Source organism: Kitasatospora sp. NPDC032757 (assembly GCF_055579305.1).
Genome location: NZ_JBVINN010000004.1, coordinates 196,835 through 220,169 on the forward strand (window position 1 = coordinate 196,835; position 23,335 = coordinate 220,169).

Here is a 23,335-nt window from a genome sequence, read left to right on the forward strand (position 1 = left end):
GCCCGCCGTCGAAGGCGTCGCCGACGGCCCGGTGGCAGCCCGGTTCACCCCGTCCAGGGGTGGCCGGCGCAGCCCCGACCAGGCCGTTGCCGCGGGTGGTCCGCCCAATGCGCCGCCATGTGATCCAGGTCACCAGAAAGAAGTCCGGTGGGAGCGATGATTTCCGGGCGGCGCGACGGTCTTCATTGCCGTAAGTCCGAAGCGAGAGAGAAGCGAGCCCCCCATGCGCATCGTGATCAGCGAGTTCATCAGCCTCGACGGCGTCGTGCAGGCGCCCGGCGGCCCGCAGGAGGACACCGACGGCGGCTTCGCCCACGGCGGTTGGACCCACCAGTTCTTCGACCCGGAGGTGATGGGCGGTGTCATCGGCGAGGCGATGGCCGGCACCGAGGCCCTGCTGTTCGGCCGCCGCACCTGGCAGACCATGGCCGGCGCCTGGCCCGAGCGGGCCGGCGACCCGTTCGCCGACCAGATGAACGCCATTCGCAAGTACGTGGTGACCGGAACGCTCGCCGACTCCGAGCTGAGCTGGAGCAACACCACCCGCATCGCCGGCGACGAGGCCGTCGAGCGGATCCGCGAGCTGCGTGCGACCGCCGGCGGTGACCTGTCGGTCATGGGCAGCCCCACCCTCGTGCGCACCCTGCTGAGCGAGGGCCTGTTCGACGAGCTGCGCCTCATGATCATGCCGGTCGTCCTCGGCGGCGGAAAGACGATCTTCCCGGCCGACGGCACGCTCCGCACCCTCGAACTGGTCTCCACCATCACCAGCAAGACCGGCGTCAACATCTGCACCTACCGGCCGGTGGCGAACTCCTAGGTTCTGGCCGGGGGCCGGGGGCCGGGGGCCGGGGGCCGGGGGCCGTGCCCCCGGCGTGCCGGTGTCGCCCGCACGGTTGACCGGGCAACACCAAGGGGCGCCCGCCCGCCGGTTGAGGGGTCGGGCCGCTCCTCCCCGTCGGGGCCCTCAGCCCTGACGCGCGAGCGGGGCCGGGCGGCCGGTGGTCGTGCTCTCCGACGCCGTGTCGATCACCTCGTCCAGGACGTCGCGGGAGCGCACCAGATCGGTGATCATGCGGTTGATGCGGTCGCGCTCCGCGGTGAGCTCGTCGACCAGCTCCGGAGTGGCGATCTCGTTCGGCCGGCCGTCCGCATCCCTCATGCAGGGCAGCAGTTGGGCGATCTTCCTGCTGTTCAGGCCTGCGGCGTAGAGCGTCTGGATGCGTACGACGCGGTCGACCGCCCAGTCGCCGTAGTCCCGGTGGCCGCCGGGGGTGCGCTCCGCACGCAGCAGTCCCTGCGTCTCGTAGTAGCGCAGGGAACGCTCGCTCACCCCGCTGCGTCGGGCCAGCTCACCGATCCGCATTCCTCGCCCCCGTATGACGACTTGAATCTGACGCTGATGTCAACTTCTACCATGCCGGCATGACGAGCACACCGGCTATGAAGGAGACGGCGATGAGCGACCTGACCGGCAAGGTGGCACTGGTGACCGGGGGCAGCCGCGGGATCGGTGCGGCGATAGCAAAGCGGCTGGCCGAGGAGGGGGCGGCGGTCGCGCTGACCTACGTCCGGGCGGCGGACCAGGCGCGCGAGGTCGCCGGGCGGATCGAGGCCGGCGGGGGGAGGGCCGCGGTCATCCAGGCCGACCTGGCCCATCCTGACGCCGCGGCGCAGGCGGTGGAGCAGACGGTACGGAAGCTGGGCCGCATCGACATCCTGGTGAACAACGCGGGCTTCCTCACCTACGGCCCGCTCGCCGAGGTGTCCGCCGCGGAACTGGACCGGGTGCTCGCCGTGGACGTCCGGTCCGTGTTCCTGGCGGCCCAGGCCGCCGCCCGGCACATGGGCGACGGCGGGCGGATCATCAGCATCGGCTCGTGCTTCAACGGGCGTGTCCCCGGCTCGAACTTCGTCCTGCAGGCGATGGCCAAATCCGCGCTCGTCGGGCTGACCAGGGGGCTTGCCCGGGAGCTGGGGCCGCTCGGGATCACCGCCACCATCGTGGACCCGGGCCCGATCGACACCGGCATGAACCCGGCCGACGGCGAGAGCACCGGCTTCCAGCGTTCCCTCACCGCCCTGGGGCGGTACGGCGAGGCCGAGGACGTCGCCGCCGCGGTGGCCTACCTGGCGGGGCGCGGCGGCCGCTACGTCACCGGCACCGCCCTCGCGGTGGACGGCGGGTACACCACCTGACGGCAAGGCTCCCAACCGATCCACGCGGTCGGCCGGTTGGCTCCGCCTCACCCCGGTGGCAGCGGCTGCCAGAGGCAGCCGCAGTCGGGGTGCCCCTTCAGCCGCAGACGGCGGCTCATCCCGTCCGCGGCCGAGACCTCGCACCAGCCGTCCACGCTCGGGGGCCGGATGCCGTCGAGGTGGAGCTGGACGTGGAGGGCGGCGAGGCCGGCGACGGTGGTGGCGAGGGCGGTGTCGCCGGCCGGGGTGCGGGCCCGGCCGGGGCCGTCGTCCGCGAGCTGGGCGAGCACCCGGGGCCAGGCGGCGTCCTCGTCCTCCCGCGCCAGCACCAGGCAGTGGCCGCAGGCCGAGGCGCCGGGGAGCACCAGCGGGCCGACCACACCGATCTCCTCCACCACCCCGACGTACAGGTGCGGGATCCCGGAGCGCAGCAGCTCCTTGGCCGCGTACGTGCCGCCGGCGAAGGCGCCGCTGCCGTCCCGGGGTGCCAGCACCACGAGGTCGGGCGGCCGCTGCTCCCGGCAGCGGCGCGCGTTCGGCACGAGCCGACGGCCGGAGGCCCGGTGGACGGCCTCACCGGCGGCGGTGGTGCGCAGCCGCCCGACGTCGGAGGGCGGGAGCCCGGCGGGGGAGCAGTCGCCGGGGCTGACCCGGCCGCTGTCCGTGACCCTGACCGTACCCGCGCCGCCCGCCGCGAGGACGGCGGCGATCGCGGCCCCGACCCGGCCGGCGCCGCGGACCTCGATCCGCCGGTCGGCCCGCCGGGCGAGGACGGCGGGCCCGGCGCCGGGCCCGGAGTGGACCAGGGAGAGCGAGGCGAGGTCGGGCCCGAGCAGCTCGCGCAGTGGCTGGGGGAAGCGGGCCAGTGCGGCGCCGGTGGCGTCGGCGTCGTCGAGCAGCCCGGTCTGCTCCAGCGTGTCGAGCAGCGTCTCGGCGGGCTCGCGCCCGAGGCCGACCCGTTCGCCGGCCTCCAGCAGCGAGGGCCGGTCGTGCGTCCCGTCGAGCAGCCCGAGGAAGTCGCAGAGGGTCTTGTCGGCGTGTTCGAGCACCCCGGCGAAGCGCTGGACGGTACCGAACTGCAAGGTCTCGGAGTCCCGCCAGCTGCGGGAGAGGGCGGGCTTCAGCAGAAGGCGCACGGCAGTTTTCCTTCCGATCGTTTCCGGACGGCCGACGGCAGCATGCCCGATCGGCCGGACATCGTGCGGTGCGTTGTCCACAGGCGCAGCCCCATGATCGGATGATCTGTTCGCACCCCTTGTGGATAACTTTCCGTCCGGGCCAGGGTCGGATTCCGGACACCTTCTGTCGGCCTTTCGTTCCCGATCACTCCACGAAAGATTTCGGCCATGGCAGCGGACTTCTGCCAGTGCTACCGGGTAACGTCGTGTGCCATGGCAGCCGAACGGGACTCCCATCCCCCGGCGTCGCGTCGGCGTGCCCGTGCAGCGTCCGGGTCGCAGGTGGCGGCGCCGAGCACGCGCGGGCGCCCGGACCAGCGGCCGACGTCCTCGGAACCACCGCAGCCCCCTCCGCGGGTGGAGGGGGCTGCGGAGAGCCGTGGCGAGAAGCCGCACCTCGACCGCTCGCGGGTCGAGGTCCGCCGCAGCGCCCGCCGCAGCCGGACGGTCTCCGCGTACCGCGAGGGAGACCGCACCATCGTGCTGATCCCGGCCCGGATGTCGCATGCGGAGGAGCAGCGCTGGGTCGCCCAGATGCTGGAGAAGCTGGCCGCCCAGGAGAGCCGGCGGGTGCTGGGCGACGACGCGCTGGCGGCGCGGGCGCGCGAGCTGTCCGCCGCCTATCTCGGCAACCGGGCCAAGCCCGTCCAGGTCCGCTGGGTCACCAACCAGAACTCGCGCTGGGGCTCCTGCACCCCCAGCGAGCGGACGATCCGGCTCTCGCACCGCCTCCAGGGCATGCCCGAGTACGTCGTCGACTACGTGCTGCTGCACGAGCTGGCCCATCTGCTGGTGCCGGACCACGGCCCGTCGTTCTGGGCGCTGCTGGAGGCCTATCCGCGGACGGAGCGGGCCCGCGGCTACCTGGAGGGCGTGGTCTCGGCGGCCCGGCTGCCGCACATCCCCGGGGCCCGGCACGCGGGCTGCCCGCCGGAGCCCGACCCGGCCGGCTCCTGCGGCTGAACGCCCAGCAACGAGAAGGGGGCACGGACCTGACGGTCCGCGCCCCCTCGTCATGCCTTCACACCAATCTCAGGCGGTCAGCTTCCGCGCCCGCGCGACCAGGTCGCGCACCGAGTGATCGGTCAGCTCGGGCAGGCGGTCGTAGTCGAACCAGCGCAGGTCCAGCGACTCCTCGCTGATCAGCTCCTGTGCTCCCGGCGGGGCCACCGCGATGTACTGGACGTCCAGGTGGGTGTTCTCCGGGCGGTCCTTGCCGGTGCAGCGGACCTGGTGCCGGTCGAGCTTGGCCGGCACCGGCAGGCCGTCGACGGTCAGCAGGGCGAGGTCCGGGATGCCGGACTCCTCGGTGGCCTCGCGCAGCGCGGCGGCGGCGAGGTCCCGGTCGCCGGGCTCGCAGTGGCCGCCCATCTGCAGCCACATGCCGACCTTGGGGTGCAGGGTCAGCAGCACCCGCCCGGCGGCCGGGTCGACCACGGCCGCGCTGGCGGTGATGTGGGCGGGCAGGCAGGACCGGAACAGGCCTTCGGGCTGTTCGGCCAGGTGGTTCAGGTAGTCGCGACGCAACTGCTCCTGGTCCGGGTCGGCGGGCTGCCAGTGGCTCAGGGTGCGGACGGCGTCCGCGTGCAGGGCGGACGCGCCCGTCTCGGTGAGCGTCATGCGGTGGGCTCGCCCTTCCCGTTCTCGTCGTCGTTCTTCTGCTCGGGGCCGGGCTTCTGCTCGGGGCCGGGCTTTGCGAGGTCCGGCTTCGAGCCGCCGGCGCCACCGGCGGCCCCGCCCGCGGCCGCCTCGCCGAGCAGCTTGTCGATCGCGTCGAAGTCGATGCCGCCCTCCAGGCCGCCGGCCGTGTCCCGGTGCACGAAGGCGTCCGGGTCGTCCAGGTCGGCGGCGGTGGGGAGCATGTCGGGGTGCTGCCAGAGGTCGTCGCGGCCCTCGACGCCGCGGGCGTCGGCGAGCAGCGCCCAGAGCCGGGCGGCGTCGCGCAGCCGGCGCGGGCGCAGCTCCAGGCCGACCAGGGTGGCGAAGGTCTGCTCGGCGGGCCCGCCGGCCGCGCGGCGGCGGCGGACGGTCTCGCGCAGCGCGCCGGCCTGCGGCAGGTGCGGCTCGGCGGCGGCGTGCACGACGGCGTCGACCCAGCCCTCGACCAGCGCGAGCGCCGTCTCCAGGCGGGCGAGCGCGGCCTTCTGCTCGGGGGTGTCCTCGGGCTGGAGCAGGCCGCCGGCCAGCGCCTCCTGGAGTGCCTCGGGGTTGCTCGGGTCGAGCTGGCCGGCCAGCTCCTCCATCCGGGAGGTGTCGACCTTGATGCCGCGCGCATAGGCCTCGACGGCGCCGAACAGGTGGGCGCGCAGCCACGGCACGTGGGCGAAGAGGCGCTGGTGGGCGGCCTCGCGCAGGGCCAGGTAGAGCCGGACCTCGTCGGCGGGCACGTTCAGGCCCTCGCCGAACTCGGCGATGTTCTGGGGCAGCAGCGCGGCCTTGCCGGCCGGGGCGAGCGGCAGGCCGATGTCGGTGGAGCCGACCACCTCGGCGGCGAGCGCGCCGAGCGCCTGGCCGATCTGGGTGCCGAACATGGCGCCGCCCATCGAGCGCATCATGCCCATCAGCGGGCCGGCCATGGACTGCATCTCCTCGGGCAGCACGCCGCCCATGGCGTTGCCGACCCGCTCGGCGACCGGGTCGACCAGGTCCTTCCAGACCGGGAGGGTGGCCTCGATCCACTCGGCCCGGCTCCAGGCGACGGCGGTGCCGGCGCCGGAGGGGAACTCGGTGGCGCCGTCCAGCCAGAGGTCGGCGAGCCGGACGGCCTCGGCGACGGCCGAGCGCTCGGCGGCGCCGACCGACCGGTCCTTGGACTTGCCCTCGGCGGGTTCGGCGACGACGGTCTGGCGGGCGATGTCCTTGGCGAGGTCCCAGTTCACCGGGCCGCCCTCGAAGGAGAGCATCTGTCCGAGCTGCTGGAAGGCGGCGCCGAGGTCGTTGGGGTTGAGCCCGCCGAACATCGCGGCGAACGGGTTGTCGGCGCCACCGGGCGCGCCGGGGACACCGGGGCCGCCGGGCATTCCCATGCCGAACAGCGCGCCGAACGGGTTTCCGGCGAAGCCGAAGGACTGCGGGCCGCCCTGCTCCCCGCCCTGGTCCTTCTTCGCCGGCTCCTCGCCGGGCTTGCCCTTGGCGTCCTCGGGCTTGGCCTTGCCGTCCTCGGGCTCCTCTGGCGGAACGCCGAATCCGAAGGGAAGGTCGCTCACGGGGTCCTCGATCCGGTCGGCCGTCATGCGGGTGGTGGCGGGAAAGTCTGCACGCCCGGGGCGGTCGGCGGAGTGGGGGACTCCCGGCCGGTGGGCGGCTCCCGCGAGGCTGGTCCGCGCCGGGTGCACCGCCGGGCCTTAGCCTCGGGCAGGATGGACGTACGTGACACACGTACGTACGCACATAAGCTAACCGTGGAGGATGGCCGGTGAGTTCCCCGCCTTCGGACGTTCGCTCTGGGCTGACCGGAGGAGAGGACGCCCCGGACATCACGGCGTCGCCGCCTCCAGCCTACGGCGGCAAGCCGCTGACCGTGGCAGTGACGGGCGCCGCCGGCGTCCTGGGTGAGCGGGTCGCGGCCCGCCTCGTGGCCTCGCCGGGGGTGAAGAAGGTCCTCGCGGTCGACGACCGCCGGGGCGAGGTGCCGGGCGTGCAGTGGCGCGTCCTGGACGTCCGCGACCCGGCGGTGGCCGAGCGGCTCGCCGGGGTGGACGTGGTCGTCCACCTGGCGATGGACCTCGGCATGGAGTCCGACCCGCGCGCCCGCAGCGCCTACAACGTGCGCGGCGCGCAGACCGTGCTGACCGCGGCCGCGGCGGCCGGCGTGAACCGGGTGGTGCTCTGCACCTCGGCGATGGTCTACGGCGCGCTGGCCGACAACGAGGTGCCGCTGGCCGAGGACTCGGAGCTGCGGGCCACCGAGGAGGCCTCGCTGGTCGGGGACCTGCTGGAGATCGAGCGCCTGGCCCGGCGGGCCCCGCGCGCCCACCCGGGGCTCCAGGTGACGGTGCTGCGTCCTGCCGTGGTGGTCGGGCCGGGCATCGACACCGTGCTGACCCGGCACTTCGAGGCGCCGCGGCTGCTGGTGGTGGCCGGCTCCCGGCCGTGCTGGCAGTTCTGCCACGTGGACGACCTGGCGGCGGCGCTGGAGTACGCGGCGCTGGGCCTGGTCGAGGGCGAGGTGACGGTCGGCTGCGACGGCTGGCTGGAGCAGGAGGACGTGGAGCGCCTGTCGGGAATCCGGCGGATGGAGCTGCCGGCCTCGCTGGCGCTGGGCACCGCGGCCCGGCTGCACCGCCTCGGCCTGACCCCGGCCCCGGCGGGGGACCTCGCGTACACCATGTACCCGTGGGTGGTCTCCGGCAGCCGGCTGCACGAGGCGGGCTGGCGGCCGGCCTACACCAACGAGCAGGTGCTGGCCGAGCTGCTGGCGCAGGTCTCCGGCAAGCACGCGGTGGCCGGGCGGCGGCTGGGCGGCAAGGAGGCCGCCACCAGCCTGGGCGCGGCCGGGGCGACGGTGGCGCTGGTCGGTACGGCGGCGCTGGTCCGCCGGGCGCGCAAGCGGCGCCGCTTCTGAGACCGCCGGGGCGGCGGGAATCCCGGGAGCGTGGCGTCCGGGCCTGCCCGCACGCCTCTGGCCCCGGCGCCATGGGCTGACCAACGCCACTTTCTCACGATGCGAAATTTCGCAATCGTGATACGGAAGCCCCTTGCCCGAAACCACTCGGGATGGGGAATCATGGGGTCATGTCCGAGAACCACGACCCCATCCGCCTGCTCGCCATCCGCGACACCCCGCTCTCGCTCGACGAGGTGTACGAGGCGGTCGGCGACGACGCGGCCGGCGGTACGACCGTCTTCGTCGGGACGGTCCGTGACCACGACGGCGGCAAGTCGGTCGCCGCGCTGGAGTACAGCTGCCACCCCACGGCCGAGGCGGAGATGCGCCGGATCGCCGAGAAGATCGTCGCGGACTTCCCGGTCCGGGCGCTCGCCGCGGTCCACCGGATCGGCCGGCTGGAGGTCACCGACAAGGCCGTGATCGTGGCCGTCTCCTGTGCCCACCGCGGTGAGGCGTTCACCGCCGCCCGCCGGCTGATCGACGACCTCAAACACGAGGTGCCGATCTGGAAGCACCAGGTCTTCGCCGACGGCGAGGAGGAGTGGGTCGGTGCGGGCAACTGCTGACCTGCTACAACACTGCTGACACGCAGGCGCGCCGTGCTCTCACTCGAACGGGTGTGGTCCGGTACGCCGAATACTCCCTGGCAGTGAGCCGATCGGCTGTCCCGTAACCCGGATGGCGCCGCCCGCGTTGTCCGCCGGGGTGGTTAATCTGCTCATAGGCACGACGAGCTGGGAGTACTGACATGGCTGCGCTCGCCTGGTTGATCATTCCGGTTGTCGCCGCCCTGCTCGCCACGGTGTGGGCGGGCTGGGCCCAGCGGGCCCCGAGGGCCACCGGGGACCCCGCCTCACTCGCGGAGCACCGGCGCTTCATGGCCGCGATGGAACGCAGCACCGCCGGTGCCGGCCAGGGCGAGGGCTCCGGCCGGTAGCCCGGCGGGCGCCGCGTCAGCGGCGTCCCGTACTGTCGATGCATGCCACGCCGCTCTGCGACGATGCTCGCCGCCACCCTGCTGCTCATAGCGCTGCTCTGCGCCTCGGTGCTGATGAAGGTGCCGTACACGGAGATGAGCCCGGGCCCGACGTACAACACGCTCGGCGTGCAGGAGAAGACGGGCACGCCGGTGATCACCATCACCGGCCACGAGTCGTACCCGGTCAGCGGGCACCTCAACATGACGACCGTCCAGGTCACCGGGGCGCGGTACGAGCCGAGTCTGGTCAACGCGGTGGTCGGCTGGCTCCGGGACGACGTCCTGGTGGTGCCGCACGACAACGTCTACCCCCAGGGGCAGAGCGACGCGGAGGCCAAGAAGCAGAACGCCGAGGAGTTCGCGCTCTCCGAGGACCACGCGCGGACGGCGGCGCTCACCCAGCTCGGCATCCCGATCGGCAGCGAGCTGATCGTCCAGTCGGTCACCGCCGGCGCCCCCGCGGAGGGCAGGCTGCACGCCGGCGACCGGATCATCGCGGTCGACGGCACCCCGGTCAGCGACGCGGACGGCGTCGCCAAGGCGGTCACCAAGCACCAGCCGGGCGAGTCGGTGGTCTTCACCGTGGTGCCGATGGTCAAGGACGGCGGCAAGGCCGACCCGGCGGCGGCCCGGACCGACATCACCGTGCCGACCGTGAAGTCCCCGGACACCGGCGGCGCGATGGTCGGCATCCGCCCCGGGATCCGGCACACCTACCCGTTCCAGATCGACATCGGCCTGCAGGACGTCGGCGGGCCGAGCGCCGGGCTGATGTTCTCGCTCGGCATCATCGACAAGCTGACGCCCGAGGACCTCACCGGCGGCAAGTTCGTCGCGGGCACCGGCACCATCGACGACAGTGGCAAGGTCGGCCCGATCGGGGGGATATCGATGAAGCTGATCGCCGCCCGCGACGCCGGCGCCGAGTACTTCTTCACCCCGGCCGCCAACTGTGCGGAGGCGGGCAAGAACACCCCGTCCGGGCTGACCCTCGTCAAGGCCGAGACGCTGGACGGCGCGATGAAGTCGCTGGAGCAGATCCGCTCCGGGCAGACCTCCGCGCTGCCGTCCTGCGCCAAGTAGCGGCCGCCCCGCACCGAGCGGGGGCGGCGCGCAGGAGCGACTAGGAGAAGGTCGCCAGCAGGGCCTCGGTCAGGCCCGGGACCAGGTCGGGGCCGGTCAGCACCTCGCGGGCGACGTCCTTGGACCGCAGCCGCAGCGCGATCTCCCTCTTGCCGTTGCGCAGCACGGCGGCGGTGATCCGCACCTCCTCGCGCTTCGGGTGGTTGGCCACCCACTCGGCGAGCTGGGCGTCGGACGCGTTGCGCGGGCGGGACTGCTCGGAGCCCGGCGGCAGCATCAGCCGCTCGACCACCAGGGCGCAGCCGGCCACGGCGTCGGGCCAGGCGATGGTGCCGAGGAACTTGTCCAGTTCCATGCCGGCCGGCAGTTCGTCCTGCTCGACCGGGGTGAGACCGGGCTCCTCGCTGTCGCCGAGGCCGAGCTGTTCGGCGATCCGCGGGTCGGCCTTGCGCAGCGCGGCGCTGTCCACCAGGGCGAACAGCCGGGCCGGGAGGTCCCAGCCGAGGGTGGCGGCGTACTCGTCGATCTCCAGGGCGGCCCGGGTCAGCGGGGTCGCGGCCGGGAGCTTGGAGACGTCGTCGGGGGAATTGGTGGCATCGGACATGTCCCAATCCTCACATGCCGGGCGCCCCGGGCGGTGCCACCGGCGGCTCGGGGTGGTGGTGACGCCGTCGCGGCGGCCGCCGCCGGGGGCGCCCGCCTAACGCTGTCGTAACCGTCTGCTAACGGCGGGAACTCGGCTAAAGCCTGGTTAAGTTGCACTGACGACCGACCGATTCCAGACGACACAGCTGAGGTGCCCCGTGGTATTCCAGATGCCGGAACGCTCAGGGCCGGGATTCCGGCGCAGGGTAGGCCCGCCCTCCCGGCGCGCGCGGGTGCTCCTGCTGACCCTGGGCGTACTCGCGGTGCTCTTCCTGCTGTTCGTCATGTTCGCCGGATTCTGGACGGACTGGCTCTGGTTCAGGTCGGTCCACTACTCCTCGGTGTTCACCACCCAGCTGTGGACGAAGATCGGCCTGTTCGCCGTCTTCGGCTTGCTGATGGCGGTGATCGTCGGCTTCAACGTCTGGCTGGCGCACCGGCTGCGGCCGCCGCTGTCGGCGATGTCGGCGGAGCAGCAGAGCCTGGACCGTTACCGGTCCGGGCTGGCGCCGTTCAAGCGCTGGGCGCTCATCGGGGTTTCGCTGGTGATCGGCCTGGTGGCGGGCGCCGCGGCGTCCGGCCAGTGGCGGACGTGGCTGCTCTGGACCAACGAGACGTCCTTCGGCGTCAAGGACGCCCAGTTCGGCATGGACGTCTCGTTCTACGCCTTCGAGCTGCCGTTCTACGAGTTCCTGCTGGGCTTCGCGTTCAGTGCGGTGATCGTCTCGCTGCTGGCCTCGGTGCTGGTGCACTACCTGTACGGGGGCCTGCGGCTGCAGGGACCGGGCCGCCGGGCCAGTGCCGGCGCGCAGGGCCACCTGGCTGTGCTGCTCGGCGTGTTCGTGCTGCTGAAGGCGGTCGCGTACTGGCTGGACCGGTACGCGCTGGCGGTGAAGACCGGCTCGTACAAGGGCGTCACCGGCTGGACCGGGCTGCGCTACGTGGACGCCAACGCGTTCCTGCCGGCCAAGACCATCCTGTTCTTCGTCGCGATCATCTGCGCGGTGCTGTTCTTCCTGACCCCGGTCCGCCGCACCTGGGCCCCGGCCCTGATCGGCCTCGGGCTGATGGTGCTCTCGGCGGTGCTGATCGGCGGCGTGTACCCGGCGATCGTGCAGCAGTTCCAGGTCAAGCCGAACGAGCAGGCCAAGGAGACGCCGTACATCCAGAAGAACATCGACGCGACGCGGAAGGCGTACGGGATCGCGGACAGCGAGGTCACCACGTACGAGCCGGGGAACGCGACCAACGCGGACGCGTTGAAGCCGGACGCCCAGACCATCGCGGACATCCGGCTGCTGGACCCGAACGTGGTCGGCCCGACCTTCCAGCAGAACCAGGCGCTGCGGAAGTACTACGCCTTCCCCAAGTCGCTGGACGTCGACCGGTACGGCGCCCAGGACACCGTGCTCGGCGTGCGTGAGCTGGACCTCAACGGCATCCAGCGGAACTGGATCAACGACCACTTCAACTACACCCACGGCTACGGCCTCATCGCGGCCAAGGGCAACCAGGTCGACGCCAACGGCAACCCGGTCTACACCGAGTCCGCGCTGCCGACCAAGGGCGCGTTCGGCCCGTACGAGCAGCGCGTCTACTACGGCGAGAAGACGTCGACGTACTCGATCGTCGGCGGCGGGTACCAGGACATCGACTACACCGCGGAGGACGGCACCCCGGTGCACTTCTCCTACGACGGTGGCAGCGGTGTCTCGCTGGCCAACCCGCTCACCCGGGCCGCGTACGCGGTGAAGTTCGCCGAGCCGCAGATCCTCTACTCGGACGCGATCAAGGGCGGCGCCAAGGTCATCTACGACCGCACCCCCAAGGAGCGGGTGGAGAAGGTCGCCCCCTGGCTGTCGATCGACGCCGACCCCTACCCGGTGGTGCAGGACAACAAGCTGGTCTGGGTGCTGGACGGTTACACCACCTCGGACGGCTACCCCTTCTCGTCCAAGACGACCCTGGGCGACGCCACCAAGGACTCGCTGACCAACCAGCGCGGTGAGCTGCTGACCGCCTCCAACAAGGTCAACTACATCCGCAACTCGGTCAAGGCCACCGTGGACGCGTACACCGGCGAGGTGACGCTCTACCAGTGGGACGAGAGCGACCCGGTGCTGAAGACCTGGATGAAGGCGTTCCCGGACACCGTCAAGGCGAAGGCCGACATCCCGGCCGCGCTGATGCCGCACCTGCGGTACCCGCAGGACATGTTCAAGGTGCAGCGCGACCTGCTCGCCGAGTACCACATGACCGACGCCGGCGGCTTCTTCAACGGCACCGACATCTGGCAGGTGCCGGCGGACCCGACCACCAACACCAACGAGGTTCAGCCGCCGTACTACCTGACGGTCCGGATGCCCGCGGCGCAGGCGGCGACCTTCTCGCTCACCACCAGCTTCGCGCCGAGCGGGCGGGACAACCTGGCCGCCTTCATGTCGGTCAGCGCCGACCCCGGCCCGGACTACGGGAAGATCCGGATCGCCAAGATGCCGACCGGCTCCGGGGCGCTCGGGCCGAAGCAGGTCCAGGCGAAGTTCAACTCGGATCCGACCGTCGCCAACCAGCTCACGCTGCTGAAGACCGGCACCGACTCCGACGTCGAGTACGGCAACCTGCTGACCCTGCCGGTCGGCGGCGGTCTGCTCAACGTCGAGCCGGTGTACCTGATCGGCCGCAGCGCCAAGGTGCCGGTGCTGAAGAAGGTGCTGGCGACGTACGGGAACGAGAACGCCGTCGTGGCCGTGGAGGACAACCTGGAGAAGGCGCTGGCCAAGGTCCTCGGCGGCGCGGTGACGGGTGCGCCGGTCACGCCCACCGCCCCCGGCACCACGCCGACCAACCCGACGACGCCCACCACGCCGACCACGCCGACCAGTCCGACGACGCCGACCACCCCGGCGCCGGGGGGCACCGTCACGCCCGAGTTGCAGAAGGCGATCGCGGACGTGGTGAAGGCGCAGAACGACGTCGACAACGCCCTCAAGGCCGGTGACCTGGTGGCCCTCGGTCAGGCGCAGAAGGCGGCGAGCGACGCGGCCAAGGCGCTGGCCGTGGCCCAGCAGAAGGCCGGCCTCTCCCCGGCGGCCACGCCGTCGTCGGCGGCGACGGCGACCGGCTCGCCGAGTGCCACGCCGACCACCGGCCCCTGAGCCGCCCGGGCCTGTGAGCTGCGATGGCCGATTTCTGCCCCACCCCGCGACCGTGCTACAGTTCAACTACCGACGCGGGGTGGAGCAGCTCGGTAGCTCGCTGGGCTCATAACCCAGAGGTCGCAGGTTCAAATCCTGTCCCCGCTACTCAGTAGCAGCAGAGGCCCGGAGGATCATCCTCCGGGCCTCTGGCGTTTCCCCCGGGGGTGTGTGGGTCCGCTCCGGTAGTATCGACCGTCGCCAACGACGCCGGCATCGGGGTTTGTAGGGCCGAAGTGTCGGGAAATCGACAAAGCGTCGAAGCAATTTCGTCGGCTTCGGTTCCGCCTCGCCGAAATCGGCCGGGGCAGGTGTACGCGGGTTGCGGGTGATGCGACGATGGGACACGTGGGGGACGGTGCACGGCTGCTGATCGGCCGTCGGATCCGGCGCGTCCCCTGGGGGTCCCCCCGGCCGAAGGCCGGGGGCAAATGCCGCGGCACTCTGGGGGAGCGGGAGTCGGCATGAGGCTGATCGGCAGGAACGGACCAGGAGCCAAGCCCGCTGCGGCCACCGAGGCGGACACCGACGCCTGGGCGGAGAGCCCCGAGAACCACCCCGGCGCACTGCCCGCCCAGCGCACCAGCGGCCTGACCGAGCGCCGGCCCTCCGGCGGCTACGGCCCCGACAGCCTGGTGCACGTCTCCGCCCGTCAGTTCGCCGCCGCCATCGGCCCGTACGGCGCCATGACCGAAGCCGCCGACGGGGAGGACGGCCGCGACCCGGCCGCCCCCGACGCGGCCGGATTCGACTCCGCCAGCTTCGAGACCGCGCTGGCCGCCCGCGAGCAGGCCGCCCTGGAGTCTCGGCACCGTCAGGCCGCCGACGACGGCGACCCGGACGCCGCCGGCCGCCTCGGCACCCTGCTGCTGCGCCGCGGCGACCTGGAGGACGCCGAACCGTACCTGCGCAGCGCCGCCGCTGCCGGGCTGCGCGCCGCCGCCAACAACCTCGGCGTGCTGCTGCACCAGCAGGGCCACCGGGCCGAGGCCGCCCAGTGGTGGCGGCAGGCAGCGGTCGCCGGCAGCGCGCCCGCCGCGCACGCCCTCGGCCTCCAGCTGCGCGACCAGGGCGAGGAGGAGGCCGCCGAATACTGGCTGCACTTCGCCGCCGACCACGGCCACCCGCTCGGGGCCTACGCGCTGGGCGACCTGATGGAGCACCGGCGCGACGTGCGCGCCGAGCGCTGGTTCAAGGTCTCCGCCGACGCCGGGCACCGGGAGGCCGCCTACCGGCTGGCCCGGATGCGCGAGGCCGCCGGGGACAAGGAGACCGCCGAGACCTGGTACCGCACCGCCGCCGCCCGCAGCCACGCCCGTGCCGCGCTGCGGCTCGGTGTGCTGCTGGAGGAGCGCGCCCGCACCGACCAGTCGCTGCTCGACGAGGCCGCCCGCTGGTACCGGCAGTCGGCCCAGAACGGCGAGCCGCGTGCCGCCTGCGCGCTGGGCTTCCTGCTGCGCGACTCCGGGGACGTCACCGCCGCCGCCGAGTGGTGGCAGGAGGCCGCCGAGGCCGGTGACGGCAACGCCGCCAACGCCCTCGGTGCGCTGCACGCCTCCCGCGGCGAGGCCGCCGAGGCCGAGCGCTGGTACCGGAGCGCGCTGGACGCCGGCGACCAGAACGGCGCCTTCAACCTCGGCCTGCTCTGCGCCGGTGCCGGCCGCGACCAGCAGGCCGAGCAGTGGTACCGCCGCGCCGCGTACGCCGGTCACCGGGAGGCCTGCAACGCGCTGGCCGTGGTGCTGCTCCAGCGCGGCGACGAGTCCGGCGCCGAGCCGTGGTTCTCCAAGGCCGCCGAGGCCGGCAGCGTGGACGGCGCCTTCAACCTGGGCGTCCTGCACGCCGGGCGCGGCGAGCACCGGCAGGCGCAGGAGTGGTACGCGCGCGCCGCCGCCGAGGGACACGGCGAGGCGGCGCTCCAGCTGGCCGTGGTCCAGGAGCAGCGCGGCAACCTGGCGGGAGCGCTGGAGCGCTACCGGCAGGCGGCGGCGGGCGGTTCGGCGGAGGGCGCGTTCCGGCTGGCCTCGGTACTGGACCGGCGCGGCGACGCCGACGAGGAGGCCGAGCACTGGTACGCGGTCGCGGCCGACGCCGGCCACCGGCGGGCGCAGGTGCGGATGGGCGTGCGGGCGGCGGAGCGCGGGGCGCTGGAGATCGCGGAGAGCTGGTACCGGCGGGCGGCCGAGGCGGGCAGCCGCAGTGCGGCGTTCAACCTGGGGCTGCTGCTGGCCCGGCAGGACAGCGAGGCCGAGGCGATGCTCTGGTACACGCGGGCCGCGGACGCGGGCCACGGCCGGGCGGCGCTGCGGCTGGCCCTGCTCGCGCTGCGCCGGGGCGAGCCGGTGCAGGCGGAGAACTGGTGCCGGCGGGCCGCGGACTACGGCCCGGCCGAGGTCGCGGAGCGCGCCGGGCGGCTGCTGGGCGCGCTGCACGCGGAGTTGAGCGCGTAACGGACGCGCGCGACGTGCGGGGCCGGGTGTCGCGACGGACGGTGCGCGACGTGCGGGGCCGGGCGGGGCGTCAGCCCCTGTTCTTACAGTCCGGGCAGAGGCCCCGGTAGGTGATCTCGGCGCCGGAGAGCGTGAAGCCGAACCGCTCGGAGGCGGGCAGGGCGGCCAGCGGGTCGCCCAGCGGGTGGACGTCACGGATCGCGCCGCAGCCGGAGCAGACCAGGTGCTGGTGGGCGTGGTGCGCGTTGGGGTCGTAGCGCTTGGCCCGGCCGTCGGTGGCGACCTCCAGGATCTCGCCGAGGCCGACCAGCTCGCCGAGCGTGTTGTAGACCGTCGCGCGGCTGATCTCGGGCAGGCGCGTCACGGCGCGGGCGTGCACCTCGTCCGCCGTGAGGTGGACGTGCTCCCCGTCGAGGACCTCGGCCACGACCCGGCGCTGCGAGGTCAGCCGCCATCCGCGGCCGCGAAGTCGTTCCAGCAGGTCACTCATGGGGACAGGGTAAGTGACACTCCGAGTCTGGTTCCAGTGTTGACTTAGACAAAGTCCAAGTTAGGATCGAGTCCGTCACGGACCGGACCACGCGGAGGCACCTCTTATGACGACCCAGGACGAGCTGCGCCCCACCCTCACCACGGAGGCGGGTGCCCCCGTCGCCGACAACCAGAACACCGAGACCGCCGGCATCGGCGGTCCGGCGCTGATCCAGGACCAGCAGCTGTTCGAGAAGCTCGCGCACTTCAACCGCGAGCGCATCCCGGAGCGCGTGGTGCACGCCCGCGGCGCGGCGGCGTACGGCACCTTCACGGTGACCGCCGACGTCACCGCCTACACCCGGGCGGGCTTCCTCTCCGAGGTCGGCAAGCAGACCGAGACCTTCCTGCGGTTCTCCACCGTGGCCGGCAACCTCGGCTCCGCCGACGCCGTCCGCGACCCGCGCGGTTTCGCGCTGAAGTTCTACACCGAGGAGGGCAACTACGACCTCGTCGGCAACAACACCCCGGTGTTCTTCATCAAGGACGCCGTCAAGTTCCCCGACTTCATCCACACCCAGAAGCGGGACCCGTACACCGGCTCGCAGGAGGCGGACAACGTCTGGGACTTCTGGGGCCTCTCGCCCGAGTCGACCCACCAGGTGACCTGGCTCTTCGGTGACCGCGGCATCCCGGCCACCTACCGCCACCTCAACGGCTACGGCTCGCACACCTACCAGTGGCAGAACGAGGCCGGCGAGCACTTCTGGGTCAAGTACCACTTCAAGACCGACCAGGGCATCAGGAACCTGACGGCCGAGGAGGCGGCGAAGCTCGCGGGCGAGGACCCGGACAGCCACCAGCGCGACCTGCGCGAGGCCATCGAGCGCGGCGAGTTCCCGACCTGGACGGTGCAGGTCCAGATCATGCCGGCGGCGGACGCGGCCCAGTACCGCTTCAACCCGTTCGACCTGACCAAGGTCTGGCCGCACGCGGACTACCCGCCGATCGAGATCGGCAAGCTGGAGCTGAACCGCAACCCCGACAACATCTTCGCCGAGGTCGAGCAGTCGATCTTCTCCCCGGCGCACTTCGTGCCCGGCATCGGCCCGTCCCCGGACAAGATGCTGCAGGGCCGCCTGTTCGCCTACGCGGACGCCCACCGCTACCGCGTCGGCATCAACGCCGACCACCTGCCGGTGAACCGCCCGCACGCCACCGAGGCGCGCACCAACAGCCGCGACGGCCACCTGTACGACGGCCGTCACGGCCGTCAGAAGAACTACGAGCCCAACACCTTCGGCGGCCCGGTCCAGACCGGCCGTCCGCTCTGGGCCCCGACCGCCGTCACCGGCGCCACCGGCACCCACGAGGCGCCCTCGCACAGCGAGGACAACGACTTCGTGCAGGCCGGCAACCTGTACCGGCTGTTCTCCGAGGACGCGAAGCAGCGCCTGATCACCAACCTGGCCGGCTTCATCGCCAAGGTCTCGGCCGACCGCGACGACATCGTCGAGCGGGCGGTCGAGAACTTCCGCAAGGCCGACGCCGACTACGGCCTGCGGCTGGAGGCCGCGGTGCGGGAGCTGCGCAAGCAGCAGTAGCGGCACCCCGATGAGCAGCGGGCCCGTCCCGGCCGGATGACCGGTCGGAACGGGCCCGCACCCATGTCCGGGGCGCCGGGCCGCCCGCTCCGGCCGGGGCCGGGCGGGCGAGGCGCAGCGTCAGACGCTGAGGCGGCGCAGCGCCTCGTCGTGCAGCAGGCCGTTGGAGGCCACCGCGTCGGCGCCGCCCGGGCCCGGGACGCCGTCCAGGCCGGTGAAACGGCCGCCGGCCTCCTCGACGATGACGCAGTTGGCGGCCATGTCCCACAGGGAGAGCTCGGGCTCGGCGGCGATGTCCACCGCGCCCTCGGCGACCATCATGTACGACCAGAAGTCGCCGTAGGCGCGGGTGCGCCAGCAGGCCCGGGTGAGGTCCAGGAACGGGTCGAGCCGGCCGCGGTCCTCCCAGCCGGAGAGCGAGGAGTAGGAGAACGAGGCGTCCTCGATCCGGGAGACCCCGGAGACGTGGATCCGGCTTGCCTTGGCCAGGCTGCGGCCGGCGAAGGCGCCGAGGTCCTTGGCCGCCCACCAGCGGCGGTTCAGCGCGGGGGCGGAGACGATGCCGACCACCGGGCGCTCGACGCCGTCCGGGCCGTCCTCCAGCAGTGCGATCAGGGTGGCCCAGACCGGCACGCCGCGGATGTAGTTCTTGGTGCCGTCGATCGGGTCGATCACCCAGCGGCGCGGGCCGGAGCCCTGCAGACCGAACTCCTCGCCGAGCACCGCGTCGCGCGGCCGGGCGCGCTGGAGCACCCCGCGCACCAGCTCCTCGGCGGCCTTGTCGGCGTCGCTGACGGGGGTGAGGTCGGGCTTGGTCTCGATCTTCAGGTCGAGGGCGCGGAAGCGCTCCAGGGTGACCGAGTCGGCCGAGTCGGCGAGGACATGGGCGAGTCGGAGATCGTCGTGGTAGTCGGCCATGGCCAAGACCCTAGCGAGCCCGCCCGGATCGGCCCAGTCGGGCTCGCGGAGCGGACGGAAACGTTCCGCGGCGAGTCGAAGGGCCGCCCCGAAGCCGCGCCCCCGAGCGCCGGGAGCCGCCCAGCCCGCTCCCCGAGCCGAAGCCCCGCCCGGAGCCGCCCGGAGCCGCCCGAGCCCGGTCCGTCGGCGGGCGGGACTCAGTGCGCCGAGCCGCTGAGCTGCAGTCCGATCACGCCGGCGATCACCAGCGAGATCGACACCAGCTTGAGTACCGACGTGGTCTCGTCCAGGAAGACCATGCCGTAGATCGCGGTGCCGGCCGCACCGATGCCGGTCCAGACCGCGTACGCGGGGCCGACCGGCAGGCTCTTGAGGGAGAGGGTGAGCAGACCGAAGCTGCTGAGGGCGAAGACGCAGAAGCTGATGGTGGGCCAGAGCTTGGTGAAACCGTCACTGAGCTTGAGGTTGATCGCGAAGCCGGTCTCCAGGAGGCCGGCCAGGATCACCAGGGCCCATGCCATCGCTTGCTCTCCCTGTCGATCGACGGGTCGGGCGGTGATCCGGCCCGACTTTCCTATGATCACCAGGCTGGCCCGCTCCGACACCTCGAACGCGCGAAATCGGCCGGGGCCGCCCGCCGTCAGTCGCCCTCGCCCTCCTTGCTCGCGAGCAGGCGGCGCAGCGAGTAGAGCCGGGCGGGATCGGCGTGGCCGTCCGCGACCCAGGCGTCCAGCGCGCAGTCCTGCTCGTCGTGGCTGCACGCGCGGGGGCACTCGGTGGTGCCCGGCTCCAGGTCGGGGAAGGCGTGGATGACCCGGGCCGGGTCGATGTGCGAGAGGCCGAAGGAGCGGAACCCCGGGGTGTCGATCACCCAGCCCGGGTCGAGCGCCTTCTTCGAGCCCGGCTTGGCTCCCGGGGGCGGCGGCAGCCGCAGCGCCAGCGCCGAGACGGTGGTGTGCCGGCCGCGGCCGGTCACCGCGTTGACGTGCCCGGTGCTCCGCTGGTGCAGCGGTACCAGCGCGTTGACCAGCGTGGTCTTGCCCACCCCGGAGTGCCCGATGAAGACCGTCGAGCGTCCGCGCAGGTGCGTGCGGACCGCCTCGGCGCCCTCGGTGGCCAGCTCGTCCCGCCGGGTCACGACGTAGTTGATGCCGAGCGGGGCGTAGGACTCCAGCAGCGGCCCGGCCGGGGCGAGGTCGGACTTGGTGAGCACCAGCAGCGGCTCCATGCCGGCGTCGTACGCGGCCACCAGACAGCGGTCGATCAGCCGGGGCCGGGGCTCCGGGTCGGCCAGCGCGGTGACGATGGCCAGCTGCTCGGCATTGGCGACGACGATCCGCTCGTACGGGTCGTCGTCGTCCGCGGTGCGCCGCAGGACGGAGCTGCGCTCCTCGACCCGGACGATCCGGGCCAGGGTGTCGGCGTCCCCGGAGAGGTCGCCGACGATGTTGACGATGTCACCCACGACGACGCCCTTGCGGCCCAGCTCACGGGCCTTCATGGCGACGATCTCGCGCTCCTGCTTCGTCCCGGCGTCCAGCAGGCAGGTCAGCCGGCCGCGGTCGACGGTGAGCACCATCGCCTCGGCCGCGTCCTCGTGCTTGGGGCGGATCCGGGTCCGCGGCCGGGATCCCCGGCGCGCGGGGCGGTTGCGGATGTCGTCCTCGTCGGCGTCCTTGCCGTAGCGGCGCATGTGCCCAGTCTCCCGCTCAGCCGCCCGCCACTGTCCCGGTGAGCAGCTCGTCCCACATCTTCGGGAAGTCCGGCAGGGTCTTGGCCGTGGTGGCCACGTTCTCCACCTGGACGCCCTCGACGGCGAGGCCGATCACCGCGGCGGCGGTGGCCAGGCGGTGGTCCTCGTAGGTGTGGAAGATGCCGCCGTGCAGCTTGCGGGGGCGGATCCGCAGGCCGTCCTCGGTCTCGGTGACGTCGCCGCCGAGGTCGTTGATCTCCTTGGCGAGCGCGGCCAGCCGGTCGGTCTCGTGCAGCCGCAGGTGGGCGATGCCGTAGAGGTGGGACTCGGTGTCGGCGAGGGCCGCGACGGCCGCGATCACCGGCGTCAGCTCGCCGACGTCGTGCAGGTCGGCCTCGATGCCGTGGATCCGGCCGGTGCCGGTGAACTGCAGGCCCTCGTCGGTGAACTCGCAGACGCCGCCCATCTGCGTGTAGATGTCGCGCAGCTGGTCGCCGGGCTGGGTGGTGTGCTTCGGCCAGTCGCGGACGGTGACCCGGCCGCCGGTGACCAGCGCGGCGGCGAAGAACGGCGCAGCGTTGGAGAGGTCCGGCTCGACCACCATGTCGCGGCCGATCAGGGCGCCGGGGGTGACCCGCCAGACGTCCTTCTCGCCGCCGTCCTCGGGGGCGTCGACCTGGGCGCCGGCCAGCCGCAGCATCTCGACCGTCATCCGGATGTGCGGCAGCGAGGGCACCGGGCCGCCGACGTGGCGGACCTCCACACCCTGGTTGTAGCGGGCCCCGGACAGCAGCAGGGCGGAGACGAACTGGGAGGAGGACGAGGCGTCCAGCTCCACCGGGCCGCCGTCCAGCGCGCCGGTGCCGTGCACGGTGAGCGGGAAGGCGCCGCGGCCGCCGTCGTCGATCCGGGCGCCGAGCGCGCGCAGGGCGTTGATCACGCCGTGCTGCGGGCGCTCGTAGCTGCGCGGGTCGCCGTCGAAGTGGACCGGGCCGTCGGCGAGGACGGCCAGCGGGGGCAGGAAGCGCATGACCGTTCCGGCGTTGCCGACGTCCACCGAGGCCGGGCCGCGCAGCGCGGGCGCGGGGATGACCCGCCAGGCCTCGCCGCCGCCGGTGCCGCCGGCGTCGTTGTTGACCTGCTCCTCGATGCCGACACCGAGGGCCCGCAGGCCGTCGGCCATCAGCTGGGAGTCGCGGCTGCGCAGCGGGCGCCGCACCCAGCCGGGCTCGTCGGCGAGCGCCGCCAGCACCAGGGCCCGGTTGGTGACCGACTTGGAGCCGGGGATGGTGACGGTGGCGTCAACAGGGGTGGTCGCGACGGGGGCGGGCCACAGGGTCTCGGTCATGGGGCAAGTTTAGGGGCCGTGCGGGAACTGTCCGCGCGGCGGCCGGATGGCGGGACGGTGACTCGCCCGCCCGCCTCCGGGCGCTCGGACCCGGCGCCGGCGCTCTCTCCTGCGTCGGTCGCTTGTCGCTCATCACCTTCGGCACCGGCGCGCCCTTCGGCTCGGGACGGTGACTCGCCCGCCCGCCTCCGGGCGCTCAGCCCGTGGGCAGCAGCCAGCTCGCGCCGAGGGCCAGGCAGGCCAGGGCGGTGACCAGGAAGAGGGTGACCCAGGCGAGGCCGGGGACGCCGGTGAGCCGGGCCAGCTGGTCGGCGTCGGAGTCGCGGGCCTGGCCGCGCCGGCGCTGGTACTGCAGCTCCAGGACCGGCCGGACGGCGCCGAGCAGCAGGAACCAGGTACCGAGGTAGGCGAAGCCGGCCTGCACCCCGGCGGTGCCGAACCAGGAGACCAGGAAGAACGCGGCGCCGGCCAGCAGGACGCTGAGGAAGCCGAAGGCGTTGCGGATCCGGACCAGCAGGGCCAGCAGCAGTGCGATGGCCAGCCAGAGCAGCAGGGTGATCCGGCCGGTGGCGAGCAGTGCGGCGAAGCCGAGGCCGAGCAGGGCCGGGGTGGTGTAGCCGGCGGCGGCGGTGAGCACCATGCCCGGGCCGGTGGGGCGGCCGTAGGAGAGGGTGAGGCCGGAGGTGTCGGAGTGCAGCCGGATGCCGGCCAGCTTGCGGCGGGTGGCGCGTGCGGCCATGCCGTGTCCGCCCTCGTGGGCGATGGTCACGGCGTTGCGGGCGATCCGCCAGAGCGGGCGGACGGTGACCAGGAGCAGGGCTGCGGCGCCGGCGGCCAGGGCGAGCCAGCCGGGCGGGCCCGGCTGGGTGCCGGTGACGCGGTCCCACACCTCGCCGATGTTCTGTACGTCCATGTCCCTCTTCGCCTCCGTCCGGCCGTGCCCGGGCCGGCCGCGTCGCGGTCG

General features: G+C 73.0%; 21 protein-coding genes and 1 tRNA gene. 11 read left to right on the forward strand and 11 right to left on the reverse strand.

The genetic code is table 11. From position 1 onward, the window contains the following. The first annotated feature begins 223 nt into the window (after positions 1-223). On the forward strand, positions 224-820 hold the full coding sequence (locus tag ACZ5WK_RS08540; RefSeq protein WP_465546243.1) for a dihydrofolate reductase family protein: 597 nt from the start codon (positions 224-226) through the stop codon (positions 818-820). A gap of 147 nt (positions 821-967) precedes the next feature. On the opposite strand, the gene ACZ5WK_RS08545 is transcribed toward ACZ5WK_RS08540, so the two are convergent. Continuing rightward, entirely contained in the window at positions 968-1,366 is a 399-nt protein-coding gene (locus tag ACZ5WK_RS08545) for a MerR family transcriptional regulator (RefSeq protein ID WP_465546245.1), read from the reverse strand. 92 nt (positions 1,367-1,458) lie between these two features. Here ACZ5WK_RS08545 and ACZ5WK_RS08550 point away from each other — a divergent pair, with 92 nt between their 5' ends. Then, positions 1,459-2,199, forward strand: coding sequence for an SDR family NAD(P)-dependent oxidoreductase (locus ACZ5WK_RS08550; RefSeq protein WP_465546586.1), 741 nt, complete (start codon positions 1,459-1,461; stop codon positions 2,197-2,199). A gap of 47 nt (positions 2,200-2,246) precedes the next feature. On the opposite strand, the gene ACZ5WK_RS08555 is transcribed toward ACZ5WK_RS08550, so the two are convergent. Then, complete coding sequence (locus ACZ5WK_RS08555; protein ID WP_465546247.1) at positions 2,247-3,335, reverse strand: ThiF family adenylyltransferase; 1,089 nt, start codon at positions 3,333-3,335, stop codon at positions 2,247-2,249. 399 nt (positions 3,336-3,734) lie between these two features. Here ACZ5WK_RS08555 and ACZ5WK_RS08560 point away from each other — a divergent pair, with 399 nt between their 5' ends. Next, the gene (locus tag ACZ5WK_RS08560) at positions 3,735-4,340 is read left to right on the forward strand and encodes a M48 metallopeptidase family protein (protein WP_465546249.1); all 606 of its coding nucleotides are present in this window, start codon (positions 3,735-3,737) and stop codon (positions 4,338-4,340) included. 69 nt (positions 4,341-4,409) lie between these two features. On the opposite strand, the gene ACZ5WK_RS08565 is transcribed toward ACZ5WK_RS08560, so the two are convergent. Together ACZ5WK_RS08565 and ACZ5WK_RS08570 are read right to left on the reverse strand one after the other, a co-directional pair. After that, positions 4,410-4,997 (reverse strand): NUDIX hydrolase, encoded by a 588-nt coding sequence (locus ACZ5WK_RS08565; RefSeq protein ID WP_465546251.1) that lies wholly within the window; start codon positions 4,995-4,997, stop codon positions 4,410-4,412. Further along, positions 4,994-6,583 carry a zinc-dependent metalloprotease gene (locus ACZ5WK_RS08570; protein ID WP_465546253.1) on the reverse strand — a complete coding sequence of 530 codons (1,590 nt, stop codon included), beginning with the start codon at positions 6,581-6,583 and terminating at the stop codon, positions 4,994-4,996. Before ACZ5WK_RS08570 ends, ACZ5WK_RS08565 begins: the two co-directional genes overlap by 4 nt. Before the next feature lie 209 nt (positions 6,584-6,792). Between ACZ5WK_RS08570 and ACZ5WK_RS08575 the strand changes: the two genes are divergently transcribed. From ACZ5WK_RS08575 to ACZ5WK_RS08590, 4 genes are all read left to right on the forward strand, one after another. Further along, the gene (locus ACZ5WK_RS08575; protein ID WP_465546255.1) at positions 6,793-7,941 is read left to right on the forward strand and encodes an NAD-dependent epimerase/dehydratase family protein; all 1,149 of its coding nucleotides are present in this window, start codon (positions 6,793-6,795) and stop codon (positions 7,939-7,941) included. Positions 7,942-8,111: 170 nt separating this feature from the next. After that, positions 8,112-8,552, forward strand: a complete 441-nt coding sequence (locus ACZ5WK_RS08580) for a molybdenum cofactor biosynthesis protein MoaE (protein WP_465546257.1) — start codon at positions 8,112-8,114, stop codon at positions 8,550-8,552. A gap of 182 nt (positions 8,553-8,734) precedes the next feature. Continuing rightward, positions 8,735-8,923 (forward strand): hypothetical protein, encoded by a 189-nt coding sequence (locus ACZ5WK_RS08585; protein ID WP_396320743.1) that lies wholly within the window; start codon positions 8,735-8,737, stop codon positions 8,921-8,923. Between the two features lie 42 nt (positions 8,924-8,965). Continuing rightward, positions 8,966-10,048, forward strand: a complete 1,083-nt coding sequence (locus tag ACZ5WK_RS08590) for a YlbL family protein (protein WP_465546259.1) — start codon at positions 8,966-8,968, stop codon at positions 10,046-10,048. Between the two features lie 40 nt (positions 10,049-10,088). Here the strand turns inward: ACZ5WK_RS08590 and ACZ5WK_RS08595 are convergent, their stop codons facing one another. Beyond that, positions 10,089-10,652, reverse strand: a complete 564-nt coding sequence (locus ACZ5WK_RS08595; protein ID WP_396320745.1) for a PPA1309 family protein — start codon at positions 10,650-10,652, stop codon at positions 10,089-10,091. A 211-nt stretch (positions 10,653-10,863) separates the two neighbouring features. Here ACZ5WK_RS08595 and ACZ5WK_RS08600 point away from each other — a divergent pair, with 211 nt between their 5' ends. The 3 genes from ACZ5WK_RS08600 (at position 10,864) to ACZ5WK_RS08610 (ending at position 16,337) form a co-directional block, all read left to right on the forward strand. After that, a complete protein-coding gene (locus tag ACZ5WK_RS08600; protein ID WP_465546262.1) occupies positions 10,864-13,848 on the forward strand; it encodes a UPF0182 family membrane protein in 2,985 nt (994 codons plus the stop codon). A gap of 73 nt (positions 13,849-13,921) precedes the next feature. Further along, positions 13,922-13,995: transfer RNA gene (locus ACZ5WK_RS08605), tRNA-Met, on the forward strand. Between the two features lie 356 nt (positions 13,996-14,351). Continuing rightward, positions 14,352-16,337 carry a tetratricopeptide repeat protein gene (locus tag ACZ5WK_RS08610; protein ID WP_396320747.1) on the forward strand — a complete coding sequence of 662 codons (1,986 nt, stop codon included), beginning with the start codon at positions 14,352-14,354 and terminating at the stop codon, positions 16,335-16,337. Positions 16,338-16,407: 70 nt separating this feature from the next. On the opposite strand, the gene ACZ5WK_RS08615 is transcribed toward ACZ5WK_RS08610, so the two are convergent. Then, positions 16,408-16,827 (reverse strand): Fur family transcriptional regulator, encoded by a 420-nt coding sequence (locus ACZ5WK_RS08615; protein ID WP_465546264.1) that lies wholly within the window; start codon positions 16,825-16,827, stop codon positions 16,408-16,410. A gap of 106 nt (positions 16,828-16,933) precedes the next feature. On the opposite strand from ACZ5WK_RS08615, the gene ACZ5WK_RS08620 reads away from it, so the two are divergent. Further along, on the forward strand, positions 16,934-18,412 hold the full coding sequence (locus ACZ5WK_RS08620) for a catalase (protein ID WP_465546266.1): 1,479 nt from the start codon (positions 16,934-16,936) through the stop codon (positions 18,410-18,412). A 120-nt stretch (positions 18,413-18,532) separates the two neighbouring features. On the opposite strand, the gene hisN is transcribed toward ACZ5WK_RS08620, so the two are convergent. The 5 genes from hisN to ACZ5WK_RS08645 form a co-directional block, all read right to left on the reverse strand. Continuing rightward, the gene (gene hisN / locus ACZ5WK_RS08625; protein ID WP_465546268.1) at positions 18,533-19,330 is read right to left on the reverse strand and encodes a histidinol-phosphatase; all 798 of its coding nucleotides are present in this window, start codon (positions 19,328-19,330) and stop codon (positions 18,533-18,535) included. Positions 19,331-19,527: 197 nt separating this feature from the next. Continuing rightward, entirely contained in the window at positions 19,528-19,851 is a 324-nt protein-coding gene (locus tag ACZ5WK_RS08630; protein WP_396320751.1) for a DMT family transporter, read from the reverse strand. A gap of 119 nt (positions 19,852-19,970) precedes the next feature. Beyond that, positions 19,971-21,023 (reverse strand): ribosome small subunit-dependent GTPase A, encoded by a 1,053-nt coding sequence (gene rsgA / locus ACZ5WK_RS08635; protein ID WP_465546271.1) that lies wholly within the window; start codon positions 21,021-21,023, stop codon positions 19,971-19,973. Positions 21,024-21,039: 16 nt separating this feature from the next. After that, the gene (aroA, locus tag ACZ5WK_RS08640; protein ID WP_465546273.1) at positions 21,040-22,371 is read right to left on the reverse strand and encodes a 3-phosphoshikimate 1-carboxyvinyltransferase; all 1,332 of its coding nucleotides are present in this window, start codon (positions 22,369-22,371) and stop codon (positions 21,040-21,042) included. 196 nt (positions 22,372-22,567) lie between these two features. Then, on the reverse strand, positions 22,568-23,284 hold the full coding sequence (locus ACZ5WK_RS08645; RefSeq protein ID WP_465546275.1) for a M50 family metallopeptidase: 717 nt from the start codon (positions 23,282-23,284) through the stop codon (positions 22,568-22,570). Positions 23,285-23,335: the final 51 nt, after the last annotated feature.

Bases quoted from the DNA above. Each gene is read 5' to 3' on its own strand.
- ACZ5WK_RS08540 (WP_465546243.1), top strand. From the start codon at position 224: ATGCGCATCGTGATCAGCGAGTTCATCAGCCTCGACGGCGTCGTGCAG.
- ACZ5WK_RS08545 (WP_465546245.1), bottom strand. From the start codon at position 1,366: ATGCGGATCGGTGAGCTGGCCCGACGCAGCGGGGTGAGCGAGCGTTCC.
- ACZ5WK_RS08550 (WP_465546586.1), top strand. From the start codon at position 1,459: ATGAGCGACCTGACCGGCAAGGTGGCACTGGTGACCGGGGGCAGCCGC.
- ACZ5WK_RS08565 (WP_465546251.1), bottom strand. From the start codon at position 4,997: ATGACGCTCACCGAGACGGGCGCGTCCGCCCTGCACGCGGACGCCGTC.
- ACZ5WK_RS08580 (WP_465546257.1), top strand. From the start codon at position 8,112: ATGTCCGAGAACCACGACCCCATCCGCCTGCTCGCCATCCGCGACACC.
- ACZ5WK_RS08585 (WP_396320743.1), top strand. From the start codon at position 8,735: ATGGCTGCGCTCGCCTGGTTGATCATTCCGGTTGTCGCCGCCCTGCTC.
- ACZ5WK_RS08590 (WP_465546259.1), top strand. From the start codon at position 8,966: ATGCCACGCCGCTCTGCGACGATGCTCGCCGCCACCCTGCTGCTCATA.
- ACZ5WK_RS08595 (WP_396320745.1), bottom strand. From the start codon at position 10,652: ATGTCCGATGCCACCAATTCCCCCGACGACGTCTCCAAGCTCCCGGCC.
- ACZ5WK_RS08600 (WP_465546262.1), top strand. From the start codon at position 10,864: ATGCCGGAACGCTCAGGGCCGGGATTCCGGCGCAGGGTAGGCCCGCCC.
- ACZ5WK_RS08610 (WP_396320747.1), top strand. From the start codon at position 14,352: ATGAGGCTGATCGGCAGGAACGGACCAGGAGCCAAGCCCGCTGCGGCC.
- ACZ5WK_RS08615 (WP_465546264.1), bottom strand. From the start codon at position 16,827: ATGAGTGACCTGCTGGAACGACTTCGCGGCCGCGGATGGCGGCTGACC.
- ACZ5WK_RS08620 (WP_465546266.1), top strand. From the start codon at position 16,934: ATGACGACCCAGGACGAGCTGCGCCCCACCCTCACCACGGAGGCGGGT.
- hisN (WP_465546268.1), bottom strand. From the start codon at position 19,330: ATGGCCGACTACCACGACGATCTCCGACTCGCCCATGTCCTCGCCGAC.
- ACZ5WK_RS08630 (WP_396320751.1), bottom strand. From the start codon at position 19,851: ATGGCATGGGCCCTGGTGATCCTGGCCGGCCTCCTGGAGACCGGCTTC.
- rsgA (WP_465546271.1), bottom strand. From the start codon at position 21,023: ATGCGCCGCTACGGCAAGGACGCCGACGAGGACGACATCCGCAACCGC.
- aroA (WP_465546273.1), bottom strand. From the start codon at position 22,371: ATGACCGAGACCCTGTGGCCCGCCCCCGTCGCGACCACCCCTGTTGAC.
- ACZ5WK_RS08645 (WP_465546275.1), bottom strand. From the start codon at position 23,284: ATGGACGTACAGAACATCGGCGAGGTGTGGGACCGCGTCACCGGCACC.